Origin of the sequence: Onishia taeanensis (genome assembly GCF_900100755.1) — a bacterium.
Taxonomy (GTDB): domain Bacteria; phylum Pseudomonadota; class Gammaproteobacteria; order Pseudomonadales; family Halomonadaceae; genus Onishia; species Onishia taeanensis.
In genome coordinates this window covers 78,740-93,132 of record NZ_FNCI01000008.1, presented here as the reverse complement: position 1 = coordinate 93,132, position 14,393 = coordinate 78,740, and the positions used below count along the sequence as shown (strand labels likewise).

Sequence of the window (14,393 nt, the reverse complement as noted above, 5' to 3'; positions counted from 1 at the left end):
GGAGAGTTCCGTTCAACGTAGAGTTCAGCCTCCAATGTGCGGGCGCGCCGCCCGGCTGGCAAGTCTCTGCCAGATCAATGCCATGATGGGCAGCAGCGACAGCGGAATCAGTAGCGCATTCAGATAGGCCCAGCCGAACTCGCTGACCAGCGGGCCGGCCAGCAGGGCGGTGGCGGCGACGGTGGAAAACACCAGGAATTCGTTGGCGGCCTGGGTGCGGGCCTTATCGGCTGGGCGGTAGCTCTCGGTGAGCAGGCCGGTGGCGGGCAGGAAGGTGAAGTTCCAGCCCAGGCCCAGCAGCACCAGCCCGGTATAGAAGCCGGCGATGCTGTGGGTGACCTGGGCCACCATGGCACTGGCCACCAGCAGCAGGCAACCGAGCACGATCATGCTTCGCGCCCCGAAGCGGGCACTCAGATGGCCGGTAAAGAAAGACGGCAAGAACATCGCCAGCACGTGCCACTGAATGGTGGTGGCAATGTGGGCGAAGTCGTGGCCGGCGGCGGTCATGGCCAGTGGGGTAGCGGTCATGGCGACGTTCATGACGCCATAGCCGACCGTAGCCGCCAGTACGGCGACGATGAAGGCCGGTTGGCGCAGCACCTGGATCAAGGGGCGCGGGATGCCGGACTCATGGGTCTTCTCTGGGGGAGGCAGGCGGACGATGGTGAGCACCAGCAGGGCCAGCACGTAGAGGGCGCCGAGCCCCAGGAAGCTCACAAGAAAGGGCGTTTCCCCCAGTGCGCGGCTGGTATTGGCAAGCCAGGGGCCGAGGAAGGCGGCCAGCACGCCGCCGCCCATGACCAGGCCGATGGCGCGATCACGGTGCTGTAGCGGCGCCACTTCGGTGGCGGCAAAGCGATACAGCTGGCCGAAGCCAATCCCGATGCCGATCAGCCAGGTGGCGAGCATGAAGCGCCAGAAGCTCTCGTTGACCAAGGCCTCGCAGGCCACGGCGACGCCGACCAGCCCCACCAGATGGCCCAGCATGAAACCGCGCCGCCGGCCGAGGCGCGCCATGATCAGCGAGGCCGGCACGGTCGCGCACATCAGCCCCAGCCACTGGGTGGCCACCGGCGCCGTTGACCAAGTGGGGCTTGGTGCCAGGCTGGCGCCGATGATCGGCGACACCGGGATGAGCAGGCTGTTGCCGGTGATCAGCAGAGCCTGGCATAGCGATAGCAATAAGACGCTCAAGGGCATGAGAGAGAGTCCTCCAGGTGGGAGAGGCTAGCGCCAAAGCGCTGACGATAGACCGACGGCGACACGCCGTAGCGGCGCTGAAAGAGACGGCGCAACTGCTCGGCGCTGCCCAGCCGCCATTGGGCGGCAAGGCGCTCCAGCGGCGGCGCGGGGCTGGCCGTGAGCAGTTGCTGGCGCGCCCCTTCGAGGCGCAGTTGCGTCAGATAGGCACCGGGAGTGGTATCGAGATGGTGCCTAAAAAGCCGCGACAGGTGGCGCGGGGTCACCGCCATCTGGTCCGCCATGCTCTCCAGGTCATGCGGCTCAGCGGGGTTGGCATGCAGCCGGTCCAGCAGTGCGCGCAGCGCCCCGCTGGCCCGCTGCTGGACGCGCAGTGCCTCGCTGAATTGGGCTTGGCCGCCCGGGCGATGCAGGAACATCACCAGCTCGCGCGCCACCCGGCCGGCCAGCTCGCCGCCCTGGTCGGCCTCGACCAGCGACAGGGCCAGGTCGATGCCGGCGGTGACCCCGGCGCTGGTATAGCGGCCCCGGTCTTGCACATAGAGGGCATCGGGTTCGACCTGCACCTGCGGGTAGGCCTGCGCCAGTGCCTCTGCATGCCGCCAGTGGGTGGTGGCTCGGCGTCCGTCCAGAAGCCCGGCATTGGCCAGCAGGAAGGCGCCTGTGCAGATCGCGCCCAGCCGCCTGACCTGGGGGGCCATGTCGCGCAGCTGGTCGGTATGCTGCTGCGCCTGGCACTGCGCGAAGACCCCACTGCCGCCGGCCACCAGCAGAGTGTCTGGCGCGCCCCTTGCCGTCAGGCCCGCCCAGTCCAGGTCCGCCACCATCGATAACCCGCCGTTGGTGGTCAGGGGGCCGGGTTGATGGCCGAGCAGTTCGAGAGAGTAGAGCGCTTTGTCGGCACAGGCGTTGGCGCTGGCGAAGACCTGCCAGGGGCCGCAGACATCGAGCACCTGACAGTCTGGGTAGGCCAGCAGCGTGATGCGGCGCGATGGGGTGGGTGACGAAGAGGATGACATCCAAGCACTCCAGAGTGGGGAATGCTTTGAGTCTGGGCGCAAGGCTTGATGTCCACAACGACCAATATCCCACCGATAAGGACATTGCTTCCCACATTGCTTCCCACATTGCTGCCCAAACAGACGACGCCCTGCCGGGTGGCAGGGCGTCGAGCGAGGACTCAGCCAGTGCTTGTGTCAGTGCTTAGTGCTTATTCAGCACTCAGGTAAGCGCTTGATCAGTGCCTGGTCCGTGATCGGCTAGCCGGCGAAGGCGGCATAGATGGCGATCACCAGGATCACCAGCACGATGCCGGCGGGCACGGCGCCTCTCCAAGGCGTCAGGTCGACGGCCTTGCTGTCCTCCTGCACCCAGTCGGTGTCGCGGGGGCGCAGCTTGCCGATGATCAGCATGACCGCCACCAGCAGCACGAAGACCGCGGCCACGAAGTGGAACTCATGCATGATGGTCGGCAGCTTGTTGAACGGCGGCACGAAGTAGCCGGCGAAGATCAGCAGACAGCCACCGATCAAGGCGATCTTGGCGGCCAGCGGCGGTACGCGCTTGGTCAGCAGGCCGACGACCACCACGGCAAGGATCGGGATGAAGTAGATGGCATTCATCTTCTGCAGGTAGCCGAACAGGCTTTCTTGGCCTGCCAGCAGTGGGGCGATGGTCATCGAGACGAAGGCCATGACCCAGCCGAACACCTTGCCGCAGTTGACCACCTGATCTTCGGTGGCGTCCTTCTTGAATACGCCCTTGTAGATGCCCAGGCTGAAGATGGTGGTGGTGCTGTTCAGCGCCGAGTTGAAGGACGACAGAATGGCGCCGACCATCACCGCGGCGAAGAAACCGGTGAGATAGGGCGGCAGCACGTCGAATACCAGACGACCGTAGGCTTCATCCGCCGCTACGCCCTGATCGGCATAGAGGTGATAGGCGATGATGCCTGGCAGTACCAGGTAGAGGGGCCCCAGCAACTTGAAGAAGCCCGTCAGCAGCACGCCTTTCTGGCCTTCGGCGAGGTTCTTGGCGGCGAAGGTGCGCTGGATGATCTGCTGGTTGGTGGTCCAGTAGAAGACGTTTATCAGGAAGACACCGGTGAACAGGGTAAAGAAGGGAACCTGTTGCTCCGGGCCGCCGATCGAGTTGAGTTTGTCCGGATTGGTTTCCTTGAGGATCTCCCAGCCGGCGAGCACGCCGCCATCGGCGCTGACGGCCTGCAGGCCGAAGTACACGATCACGAAACCGCCGACCAGCAAGCCAATACCGTTGAGCGTATCGGACACGGCAACGGTGCGCAGGCCGCCAAACAGGGCGTAGACCGAGCCGATCAGGCCCACGACCCACACGGTCAGCCACAGCAGAGTCGTGCTGGATTCGATACCGATCAGTCCTGACAGGTCGAGCATGCCCTGCAGGCCGATGGCCCCGGAATAGAGAATGATCGGCAGCAGGATCACGGCATAGGCGATCAAGAAGATCACGTTGGTAATCAGTTGCGTGCCGGCATCGAAGCGGATCGACAGCAGCTGGGGCAGGGTGGCAATGCCGCTCTTGAGAAAGCGCGGCAGGAAGAACAGCGCCAGCGCCACCAGGGCGATGACCGCGACGACCTCCCAGGCCATCACGGAGAGGCCATCGCTGAAGGCCGCCCCGTTGAGCCCCACCATCTGCTCGGTGGACAGGTTGGTCATCAGCAGTGAGCCGGCGATCAGCGGGAAGGTCAGGGAACGGCCGGCCAGGAAGTAGCCTTGGGTACTTGTATGGTCGTCGCGCCGGGTGATCCGCCAGGTGATAAAGGCGACCAGCCCGGTAAAGAACACGAACGACGCCAGGGTCAGGGCATGCACGGTGAAATAATCCTTAAACTGCGGGCAAATGAGGCGGCTTGGGCGTCTTTTTGCCAAGGAATGGAGTAACTTTACGAACGTGGGGGCCGATGCTAGGGAGCCTCAGGTGAAAGCTCTATGCGCCTTTCGTCTAAGGTCTGCCATGGCGGCCAAATTTGTCATCATCGTCGGCCTCTGAAAGCGCCTTCCTGGCTCTTCAGCCTAGTGCTTATTCCCGCTTTTGCCGCCGGTTCTTGTCGCACGATGTTGCCGTGACAGCGTGCCGCCCGCTTTCAAGCTCGCGTCTAGGGGCGGCGCGCAAGCGCAAGCTTCAGGTGTGGTTTGTGGGTTATGTTCGATATATCAGTCACTTCCGAAAGACGTGGCCGGCGGTGTGGGATCTCGCCGTTCAGCTGGCCAAGCCGCAGGCGACTCGGCCGAGCTGTCGAGTGTGGCTTGGGGCAGGGCGGAGAGTCGACTAGGATGAAAACAGGAATTTCATCGTATCAAGGCGTGTCAGTCACCGGCATCGCGGCCGGTCGCCGTCCTGATCGTCATCGACACGAGGGAGTGAAGCATGGCCGACGACGGGCCCGAGGCAGTCATCGACTTCTGGTTCGAGGAGTTGAGCCCCAAGCAGTGGTTCGCCAAGGACGAGGCTCTGGATACCTTGATTGAAAAACGCTTCGAGTCGGCCTGGGAGGCGGCCCGCCGTGGTGAGCTTGCGGCCTGGCGCTCAACCCCGGAGGGCCGTCTGGCCGAAATTCTGGTGTTGGATCAATTCTCGCGCAACATGCACCGCGACCGGCCAATGGCCTTCGCGCAGGATGCCGTGGCACTCGTGCTGGCCCAGGAGGCAGTGGCTCAGGGTGCCGATCGAGCCCTGACGACCCGCCAGCGGCCCTTCCTCTACATGCCCTACATGCACAGCGAATCCCTGCTGGTACATGAAGACGCGCTGCGGCTCTTCGATCAGCCGGGGCTCGAGGAAAACCTGCGTTTCGAGCATCGCCATCGCGATATCCTCTTGCGCTTCGGACGCTACCCACACCGCAATGCCATTCTGGGCCGGGAATCCAGCGCCGAGGAACTGGCCTTTCTGGAGCAGCCGGGCTCAGGGTTCTGAGCCCTTGGCAGCGAGCATTGCGGTGCTCGGTACCCGGTGAAGAGTGGCTCTGTAGGTGGCAAGACCTATCCGCGAGGATGCTCGGGTAAGGGCGTATGTCAGGCGTCTCGCGTTGCGAACACTGTGTCACGGACTGTATATCGATAGCGGGTTATTCGTAGCATTTTACAAGCACCGTTTCGTGGGGGCTGTTATATGAGTACGGTGTAGACGTACTGTATTAGCGTCACCCCCGAAAAGGCGCTATCTGAAGGTCTATCTGAAGGTCTATCTGAAGGTCCATCTGAAGGTAGTCAGGCAACACCTCACAGCAAAGGAGAGCATTCTATGGGCATTATTGCGTGGTTGATCATCGGTGGTCTGGCCGGCTGGATTGCCGGCAACATCATGCAGGGCGGTGGCTTTGGCCTGCTGGGCAATATCGGCGTCGGTGTGGTCGGTGCGCTGGTGGGCGGCTTCCTGTTCAGCCTGTTGGGGCTGTCTGCCGGGGGCTTCATTGGTTCGCTGGTCACGGCAACGGTGGGCGCCGTGGTGCTGCTGTGGATCATCGCCAAGGTCAAGACGGGCTGACGCCACTGCCTTGCCTTTGCGACTTGTCCGCAAACGAAAAAACCGCCCGGCCAATTGGCCGGGCGGTTTCGTTTCAAGGCGGGTCCCGCCGCGTCATCCGCGGATGGCGATCAGGCGGTAGCGGCGCTCTTGCTGCCGACCAGTTCCTTGAGGGTCTCTTCGATGATGGCCAGGCCTTCTTCCAGGACCTCGTCCTCGATGGTGACCGGCATCAGGAAGCGGATGGTGTTGCCGTAAAGACCGCAGGACAGCAGGATCAGCCCTTTCTCGCGCGCCTTTTTGCAAAGCGCGCCGGCCAGGTCGGCATCCGGCGTGTGGTTGGCCTTGTCGGACACCAGGTCGATGGCGGCCATGGCGCCCATGTTGCGGCCGTTGTCGACGCAGTCGAAGTCCTGCTGCCACTGCGCGAAGCGCTTGGCCAGCTTGTCACCCAGCGCCTGGCTCTTGCCGAGGATGTCTTCTTCCTCGAAGACGTCCAGCACGGCAAGGGTCGCGGCACAGGAAACCGGGCTGCCGGTGTAGGTGCCGCCCAGTGAGTTGGGGCCGCAGGCATCCATGACCTTGTCGGTACCCACGACGGCGGAGATCGGCATGCCGTCGGCCATGCTCTTGGCCATGGTGATGATGTCGGGCTCGACGCCGCTGTGCTCGATGGCGAACAGCTTGCCGGTACGACCGAAGCCGGACTGCACTTCGTCGATGATCATCAGCATGCCGTGCTCGTCGCAGATCTCACGGATTGCTTTGAGGAAGCTGGTCGGCGCCGGATAGAAACCACCCTCGCCGAGTACCGGTTCCAGCACGATGGCGGCGGTATCCTTGGGGTTGGCGTCGGTCTTGAGCGCCATCTTCAGGCCGCGCAGCGCTTCATCTTCGCTGACGCCGTGGTACGGCACCGGATAGGGCGCACGGAAGACGTTGCCCGGCATGCTGCCGAAATCGGTGGCGTAGGGGGCGACCTTGCCGTTCATGGCCATGGTCATGAAGGTACGGCCGTGGTAGCCGCCGTCAAAGCAGATGACGTTGTTCTTGCCGGTGGCGCCGCGAGCGATCTTGACCGCGTTTTCCAGCGCCTCGGCACCGGAGTTGGCCAGCATGACCTTGCCATGGCCGCGCACCGGCGTGACCTGGCTGAGCTTCTCGGCGACCTTCACGTAGCCTTCATAGGGCATCACGGTCTGGCAGGTGTGCATCACGCGGTCGAGCTGGTCCTTGACGGCCTGCACGACCTTGGGATGGCGGTGACCGATGTTGAGCACACCGATGCCGCCGGCGAAGTCGATGATGCGGTTGCCATCGGCATCCCAGATCAGGGCATTCTCGGCACGATCGGCAAACTGAGTAGCCGGGCTGGCGGCGCCGTTGGCGACGTAGCGCTGCTTGAGTTCGTTGAGTTGGGCGTTATTCATCAATCTCTCCTGTCAGGGTCAGCTGGCGCTTAGAGGCCGCCAATACACACGTACTTCAGTTCAGTGTAGTCGTCCAGTCCGTGACGTGATCCCTCACGGCCAAGCCCGGATTCCTTGATGCCGCCGAAGGGGGCCAGCTCGGTCGAGAGGATCCCTTCGTTGATGCCCACCATGCCATATTCCAACGCCTCCATCACATGCCAGATGCGGGCATAGTCACGGGCGTAGAAGTAGGCCGCCAGGCCAAATTCGGTGGCATTGGCCATGGCGATGGCCTCGGCATCGTCGGTGAAGCGGAAGACGGGGGCTAGGGGGCCAAAGGTCTCTTCCCGAGCCACTCGCATCTCAGGCGTCACGTCGGCAATCACCGTGGGCTGATAGAAGGTACCGCCCAGCGAGTGGGGTTCGCCACCGCAGATCAGACGGCCGCCATGTTCCAGTGCGTCACGCACGTGGGACTGCACTTTTTCCATGGCTGCCGCATTGATCAGCGGCCCTTGGTCGACATCTCCTTCGAGGCCATTGCCGATGCGAAGTTCGCTGACACGGGCGGCGAGTTTGTTGAGGAAGGCATCATAGACGCCGTCCTGAACCAGCAGGCGGTTGGTGCACACGCAGGTCTGGCCTGAGTTGCGGAACTTGGAGGCGATGGCGCCTTCCACGGCGGCGTCCAGGTCAGCGTCGTCGAAGACGATGAAGGGCGCATTGCCGCCAAGCTCCATGGACGCCTTCTTGACGGTGCCGGCGCACTGCTCGAGCAGTTTCTTGCCGACAGGAGTGGAGCCGGTGAAGGAGACCTTGCGCACTCGCGGGTCGGTGGTCAGCACTTCGCCGATCTCCGCCGGCTTGCTGGCGGTGACGACGTTCAGCACCCCGGCCGGCAGGCCCACGTCTTCGGCCAGCTTGGCCAGTGCCAGGGCGGTCAGCGGGGTGGCTTCGGCGGGCTTGATGACCACCGTACAGCCGGCAGCCAGGGCCGGGGCCACCTTGCGGGTGATCATCGCCAGCGGGAAGTTCCAGGGCGTGATGGCCGCCACTACACCGATCGATTCCCGCATCACCATCAGGCGCTTGTCGTCGCTGTGGCTGGGCAGAGTTTCGCCGGCCATGCGCTTGGCTTCTTCGGCGTAGTATTCGATGAAGTTGGCGCCATAGATGACTTCGCCCATCGACTCTTTCAGCGGCTTGCCCTGCTCCTGGGTCATCAGGCGCGCCAGCGGCTCTTGATGCGCTATCACGGCGTCGAACCAGCGGCGCAGCAGCGCTGAGCGTTCCTTGGCGGAGCGCTTGCGCCAGGCAGGCCAGGCCGCATCGGCGGCGGCCACGGCGTCACGGGCCGCGTCGCCGTCGAGATCTGCGACGTCGGCAATGGTGTCGCCGGTAGCGGGGTTGGTCACGGCAAAGCGCGTCGGCGCCTCGCGCCACTGGCCGTTGATATAGGCATTGGACATCAGTAGATCGGACGACATCGTCGACAGGCCTCCAGGGAGTGTTGTCATCATTTTCAACGAGTGTGCATTATTTAAAACAATCCGCCAAGCCTTATCGAGATGCTTCGTCAAGGCCTACTACACGCCGGTCTCAAGGGAGAGGTTCAGCCCTTTAAGAATCATATGGATGGGCGCTATGGGCCGGCTTTTCTGCTGATGCATGTCGTGACTCTGCAAGCTAGGCATCGGCGAAGCCCCCAGTTTCCGCTAAACTAGGCGCCAAAAATTCCTATGGTTGTCTTGATGACAAGCTGCGCGTGGTGAGGTGAGTCTTGGTCGATCCCCTGAGTGCCTGGTGGGCTCAACAACTGGTGCTGTGCGACTGGGCCTTTTCGCCCGACCCGACGGCCGTGGAACCGGATCTGGCGGTTCAGCGGCTGGCCGACATGGAGGTGACGGATCGCGGCGAGCTGGGCTGGCGGCTGATCGAGGCCTTTTCGCCCGGCAACGTGAACCCCCTCGGCCATCTGGAAAGCCTGGAACTGCTGGCGCTAGCGACGGCAGCCGGCTGGCTGCCCGCCGAGCAGGCGCATGCCTGGGTAGCTCGTATCGCCACTGACATCTGCGCGCACTGCAACAGTCTCGAGGACTGGTTGGCCGTGCTGCGCCAGGCCCGCAGTGCGCTGGACTGGGAGCGGGGGGACGACGGCTTCCTGGAGGCCTGTGCGGCCCTGTCGTCCCTGGAGCATGAAGGGGCCGGCATTACCTGGGAGCTGCTCGCTGAGACCGTTAGGCGCCGCCGCCGGGCGCCGCTATGGCCGTCGTCTGCCGGCGACCAGGCCTGGCGGCTGCGCGCCGCTTTTGCCCCCCTGCTGGTGAGCGATGCCGATGAGGCCCTGGACGCCCCCCAGGCCCGTGCCTTTCTCGCCAAGGAGTGGCAGATCAGTGATCGCGCTGGCCTAGTGCGCCTCTTACTGTGGCTGGCCGGCCAGGGCGATCGCTATGCCTGGGATCTGGATGCCAACCGGCTGCTCGAGGCCTCCCGCGGGCAACGTGAGGCTTGGCTCGCCGGGCAGACGGGCGACGCGATGGCCTCCGGCAAGGTATTGCTGGGCTTTCTCGAGCGCGGCGAAACCCTGGAATGGGCGGCCTGGGATTGGTTGCGGCTGGTCGACCTGGCCTATAGCGGCCTGGCGCTTGGCTGGCTCGACCAGGCCGAGGCGCAGGCCTTTGCTCACCACGCCCTGGACTTGATCACGCGCCGCTACAGCGACTGGGTAGCGATGGTGACCGCCTATCAGCGCGGCCGCAGCCTCTTCGAGGGGCGCGATAGCGTAGGCGACCTCAACCGCGACTGGGGGCTGCTCTTGCAGTCATCGGCCAGCCCCTGGCGGGAGCCGCTGGCGACGCTTCAGGACCCGGACTGTCTCGACGCCTCACGCCGGGCGATGCGGGCCTGGCGCGCCGACGCCCGTCATTGGGTGCTGGCGCTGGCATCGATCCGCGAGCCCGAACTCTTGATGCGCCAGGGCCCGGCGTTCACGGTCTCCGAGCCGATCCGCAAGGAGGCGCGTCACTATCTTCAGGAAGTGCTCGGCCTCTATCCGGATGACGGCGTGGCCGGGCTTGCCCGCTACTGGTTGCCGGCGCAGGCGCACCACCTCAATCAATTGGCCGCTGACGCCGATCATGGGGCCTTGCCGAGCTTGACCACGCCCTTCGGTCAGCCCGCCGCAGACGGGATTGCCAAGCGCGACGCGCTACGCGGTTGCAGCCGTTTTTCGGCCACCATTCACATGGCCGAAAAATATGCCTTCTACCTGCAGATGGCCGACGACAGCGAGGAGTTCGAGGCCGAAGGCCTGTCACGCCTGGCTGAATCGCTGCGCGGGGTGCTCTGCCACTTCTATCCGGATGCGCGCCGGTTGCTCAATGCCTGGGCCTGCTGGGAAACCGCGCTGCCCGAGCCGCCGCTGGAGCAAAGCACGCCGGTCTCGTTGGCCCACGAGATTCGTTGGCACCGCGACGACCCTGGCAGCCCCTTTCACTGGCTCGACTGGCAGGCAGGGGCCAGCTGGCAGGAGCCGGGCCCGCGGCTCAGCCTGCCACGCTTTACCGCCCTGGCTCTGGTCGGCCCCCTCAACGGCGGTGCCTGGAGTGAGCCTCTGCCGGAGAGCGATCGCGAGGTGGAGGCCATTCGGGAGTGGATCGATGGCCATTACGCCCTGCAGGACGGCGAGGCGCTCAGGGAGTTTCTCGATTACCTGCTGACGGTTGGCGATCGCCAGGAATACCAGATCAACTATGCGCCTTATACCCTCAATGCCGCGCGGCTCAAGGCCGAGATCGAGATCCTCGAGAGCGATGACTGCAGCGAGGAGGAGCGCAACCATCTGCTGCGCTTGAAGCGGGTGCGCGACAACGATGCCGGCTGCAATGCCTTCGATATGGCCGCCTGGGATATCGCCCAGGCCGTGGACCTGGCGATTGCCGGGCGCCAGTTGACCTGGCTGAGCGAAGCGCAGTTCAGTGCCGCCCTCGATCGGGCGTCAACGCTTGCCGCTCAGCATTATCCGGGCTGGCAGGCCTACGCCCGTGGGCTTTATGCCGGCTTTTCGTTCTTCATGGGCGAGACCGATGAACGCAAGGCGTTTCTGTCGAGCTTCCGTGAGGCGCTGATAAGCTGGCTGACCGGGGCGCCGCCGCTGGCCGGCCCTTGGGCGAGCCTGGATTTCCCCGGCGCCCGCCCGCGCCACTGGGCGCCGATGCATATTGATACGCTGCCGGGGGATGCGCGCACCCTGCATTAGGGTTGAATACTAGGGGAGCAGGCACTGGCCAGGGGCGCTGAAGAGGGCCTGTTGCCCGTGGGCCGGGCCGTCAGGGCTCGTCATACCCGCCGTCTGTCGCTATCATGCTTGTTTTGCTTGCCATTGCCCTGCTAGTTGCCAGGGCTCGTCAACCTTTTCACTCGGAGTCGCCGCGGCGAAGTCCGGACCACTAGGAGGAGGTCAGCGCGATGTCGCGGATTGCCGTTACGACAGTGCTTTTGGCGCTGCTAGCCGGGCTTGCGGGCTGTGCGACGTCGCCACCGCCAGCCTCCGAGGTGCCGCCGGATTATTTTGCCATGCAGTTGCCGGGACTCTCCCGCGGCCCCATGTCACCGGTGGATAACCCGCTGCTCGACCACCAGGAGCTGCGCCACCCGAGTCGCGAGGTGATCCGGGATGCCTTGCTGGAAGAGCACGAGCGCTGGCTGGGCACGCCCTATCGGCTGGGCGGGCAGAGCCGGCATGGCATCGACTGCTCGGCGCTGATCCAGACCATCTTCCGTGAGCGTTTCGAAACCGAGCTGCCCCGCACCACCTCGCAGCAGGTGCATCAGGGGCGGCGCGTCGAGCGCGGCAATCTCAAGGCCGGTGACCTGGTGTTCTTCCGTCCGCCGGGGAGCTATCGCCATGCCGGCATCTATGTCGGTGACGGTTTCTTCCTGCATGCATCGTCGTCCCAGGGCGTTGCCCTTTCACGCCTCGACAACAGCTACTGGCGTCGCTATTTCTGGCAGGCGCGCCGGCCGCTGGCGCCGACGCAGCTCGCTCAGCGGGCGCTTCTGGCCAGCAGCGGCTGAACCGAGCCCGCTTAGGCGGGCCCGACATCTTCGGATGCCATATGACTGATCCCTTATGATTCAGGCTCACACTCGCGACTGGTGGCGAGCCACCCTGGCACTTTGCCTGGGCTCTTTCATCGTCTTCATCAATCTTTATGCCCCGCAGCCGCTGCTGCCGGAGCTGCGCAACACCTTCGGCGTCTCGACGCTGATGGCAAGCTTGGTCATGTCCTGCCCGAGCCTTGCGCTGGCCGCGTCGCTGCTGATCTACGGCACGCTATCCGACGCCCTGGGGCGGGGCACCATCATGCGGGTCAGCCTGCTGCTGGTCGCGCTCTGCTCGCTGGCGATCGCCCTGGTGCCCAGCTTTGCCGGGCTGTTGGGGCTGCGTTTGCTGCAGGGGCTGGTGCTTGCCGGCCTGCCGGCGGTCGCCGTGGCCTGGATGAGCGACGAGTTCGAGCCCCAGGCAATGATGCTGGCCGTGGGGCTCTACATCAGCGCCAATAGCCTTGGCGGCATCGGCGGCCGGGTGATGGGCGGCTGGGCCGGCGAGGTCGGAGGCTGGTCGTTGAGCTTTCTGGTGGTCGGCACCATCAGCTTGGTCGGGGCGGCGATATTCTGGCGACTGCTGCCGCCGGCGCGGCACTTCACCCCGGGGCGCTTTTGCCTGGCCGAGGCGCTTTCCGGCATCAAGGGCCATCTGAACACCCCGGTACTGCTGGTGGCCTGCCTGATCGGCGGCCTGAATTTCATGGTGTTCATCAACCAATACAGCTATATCACCTTCCGGTTGAGCGCGGCGCCCTTCGGGCTGGGTTCTCAGTGGCTGGGTATGCTGTTTCTGACCTATCTAGGCGGCACCCTGGGCTCGGCATGGTCGGGGCGGCTGTCGCAGCGCTGGGCATCGCCGCTGTGCATGATGGCGGGCATTGGCATCTTCATGCTGGGAAGTCTTGTCACCCTGGGCGACGGGCTCTGGGTGATCGTGGTCGGGCTAACGATCAGCGCCTTTGGCTTCTTTCTGTGCCATGCGACGGCATCGGGCTGGGTCGGGCGCAACGCTAAGCGAGCCCGGGGCACCGCCACGGCACTCTATCTGGTGTTCTACTATCTGGGGGCGAGCCTGGGGGGCTTTTACCTGGAGCCGTTCTGGCAGTTCGGCGGCTGGGGAGGGGTCATCCTGGCCGCCGAGCTGGTCCTTCTGATAACGCTCGCCCTCAGCGTCTGGCTGTGGCGACGGGGTGGAAGGTCGGTTATTGCGCCTGAGCGCTGAGCGCACCCTGGGTGCCGGCTTCATCGCCCCAGACTTCTTCGAGGCGGTCGACTCGTCCGCAGGCAGACTTGTAGAAGTTGTATCTCAGGCTGTTGGTCTTGTAGTAGTTCTGGTGGTAATCCTCGGCGGGATAGAAAGCCTTGAAGGTTTCGATCTGGGTGGCGATGTCGCGCTCGAAGCGGGCCTGCATCTCGTCGAGACTGGCCTTGGCCAAGGCGCTTTGCTGGTCATCCATAGGGAAGATGGCGCTGCGGTATGAGGTACCGGCATCGCAGAACTGGCGATCGACGGCGAAGGGGTCGATGTTGCGCCAGAATACGTTGAGCAGCTGATCATAGCTGACCTCGTCCGGGTCATATTCTACCTCTACCACTTCGGCATGATCGGTCTGCCCGGCAGAGACCTGCGGGTAGGTCGCGGTATCGGCGCTGCCGCCACTGTAGCCTGAGGTGGTCTTGAGGACCCCCGGCACCTTGTCGAAGGCCTCTTCCATGCACCAGAAGCAACCGCCGGCGAAGACGGCTTCCTTGGGGTCGGCGGCGAGTGCGTCTGCCGAGGCGCCAAGGGCGAGGGCAATGGGCAGGACCCTGAACCAGCGATGCGTGGCCAGGAAAGCGAAGCGTGTAGCAAGATGTGAGTCTTGGACCATGATCACTCCCGATGTGTTGGCAATCCCGAGTGGCTTGGATGGAACCTGAAAGCTGGGATGACAGTTGGATAAGAAGTTGAGCCTAGGGTTCCCGGTCTCGCGCCAAACTCATGCTTGAAGACGCACTTGAAGGCGGGCTTGAAGACTCGCTTGAAGGCAAGGCCCCAAAGCCGGGCGCCCGCTCTCAGGTCTTCGGCGTAGCTTTCGATCGGCACGGAATGAAAGATCCCGCTTCGGGTCTGTAAGGAAGCATCCCGGCGTGCGACTCAAATGGGTATGACCGGTTCCG

The 14,393-nt window shown here is 64.1% G+C and carries 11 protein-coding genes; 5 read left to right on the top strand and 6 right to left on the bottom strand.

The annotated features are described in order from the left end of the window. Positions 1 to 24: 24 nt before the first annotated feature. The 3 genes from BLR71_RS11330 to BLR71_RS11320 all read right to left on the bottom strand — a co-directional run bounded on the left by BLR71_RS11330 (position 25) and on the right by BLR71_RS11320 (position 4,058). A complete protein-coding gene (locus tag BLR71_RS11330; RefSeq protein WP_092526211.1) occupies positions 25 to 1,203 on the bottom strand; it encodes an MFS transporter in 1,179 nt (392 codons plus the stop codon). Then, the gene (locus BLR71_RS11325; RefSeq protein WP_092526209.1) at positions 1,194 to 2,222 is read right to left on the bottom strand and encodes a GlxA family transcriptional regulator; all 1,029 of its coding nucleotides are present in this window, start codon (positions 2,220 to 2,222) and stop codon (positions 1,194 to 1,196) included. The genes BLR71_RS11330 and BLR71_RS11325 overlap by 10 nt, the downstream gene beginning before the upstream one ends. 240 nt (positions 2,223 to 2,462) lie before the next feature. Then, the gene (locus BLR71_RS11320) at positions 2,463 to 4,058 is read right to left on the bottom strand and encodes a solute:sodium symporter family transporter (RefSeq protein WP_092526206.1); all 1,596 of its coding nucleotides are present in this window, start codon (positions 4,056 to 4,058) and stop codon (positions 2,463 to 2,465) included. A 556-nt stretch (positions 4,059 to 4,614) separates the two neighbouring features. Between BLR71_RS11320 and BLR71_RS11315 the strand changes: the two genes are divergently transcribed. After that, positions 4,615 to 5,163, top strand: coding sequence for a DUF924 family protein (locus BLR71_RS11315; protein WP_092526203.1), 549 nt, complete (start codon positions 4,615 to 4,617; stop codon positions 5,161 to 5,163). Positions 5,164 to 5,490: 327 nt separating this feature from the next. Beyond that, positions 5,491 to 5,733, top strand: coding sequence for a GlsB/YeaQ/YmgE family stress response membrane protein (locus BLR71_RS11310; RefSeq protein ID WP_092526198.1), 243 nt, complete (start codon positions 5,491 to 5,493; stop codon positions 5,731 to 5,733). 110 nt (positions 5,734 to 5,843) lie between these two features. Here the strand turns inward: BLR71_RS11310 and gabT are convergent, their stop codons facing one another. Together gabT and BLR71_RS11300 are read right to left on the bottom strand one after the other, a co-directional pair. Next, complete coding sequence (gabT, locus tag BLR71_RS11305; protein ID WP_092526195.1) at positions 5,844 to 7,142, bottom strand: 4-aminobutyrate--2-oxoglutarate transaminase; 1,299 nt, start codon at positions 7,140 to 7,142, stop codon at positions 5,844 to 5,846. A gap of 29 nt (positions 7,143 to 7,171) precedes the next feature. After that, positions 7,172 to 8,611, bottom strand: coding sequence for an NAD-dependent succinate-semialdehyde dehydrogenase (locus tag BLR71_RS11300; protein ID WP_092526192.1), 1,440 nt, complete (start codon positions 8,609 to 8,611; stop codon positions 7,172 to 7,174). Positions 8,612 to 8,904: 293 nt separating this feature from the next. Here BLR71_RS11300 and BLR71_RS11295 point away from each other — a divergent pair, with 293 nt between their 5' ends. From BLR71_RS11295 to BLR71_RS11285, 3 genes are all read left to right on the top strand, one after another. After that, the gene (locus BLR71_RS11295) at positions 8,905 to 11,382 is read left to right on the top strand and encodes a DUF1266 domain-containing protein (protein WP_092526189.1); all 2,478 of its coding nucleotides are present in this window, start codon (positions 8,905 to 8,907) and stop codon (positions 11,380 to 11,382) included. A gap of 209 nt (positions 11,383 to 11,591) precedes the next feature. Next, complete coding sequence (locus BLR71_RS11290) at positions 11,592 to 12,200, top strand: C40 family peptidase (RefSeq protein ID WP_092526186.1); 609 nt, start codon at positions 11,592 to 11,594, stop codon at positions 12,198 to 12,200. Between the two features lie 55 nt (positions 12,201 to 12,255). Beyond that, on the top strand, positions 12,256 to 13,455 hold the full coding sequence (locus BLR71_RS11285; RefSeq protein ID WP_092526184.1) for an MFS transporter: 1,200 nt from the start codon (positions 12,256 to 12,258) through the stop codon (positions 13,453 to 13,455). Here BLR71_RS11285 and msrA read toward each other — a convergent pair. Next, positions 13,436 to 14,104 carry a peptide-methionine (S)-S-oxide reductase MsrA gene (gene msrA, locus BLR71_RS11280; RefSeq protein WP_092526181.1) on the bottom strand — a complete coding sequence of 223 codons (669 nt, stop codon included), beginning with the start codon at positions 14,102 to 14,104 and terminating at the stop codon, positions 13,436 to 13,438. The genes BLR71_RS11285 and msrA overlap by 20 nt on opposite strands. Positions 14,105 to 14,393 lie beyond the last annotated feature (289 nt).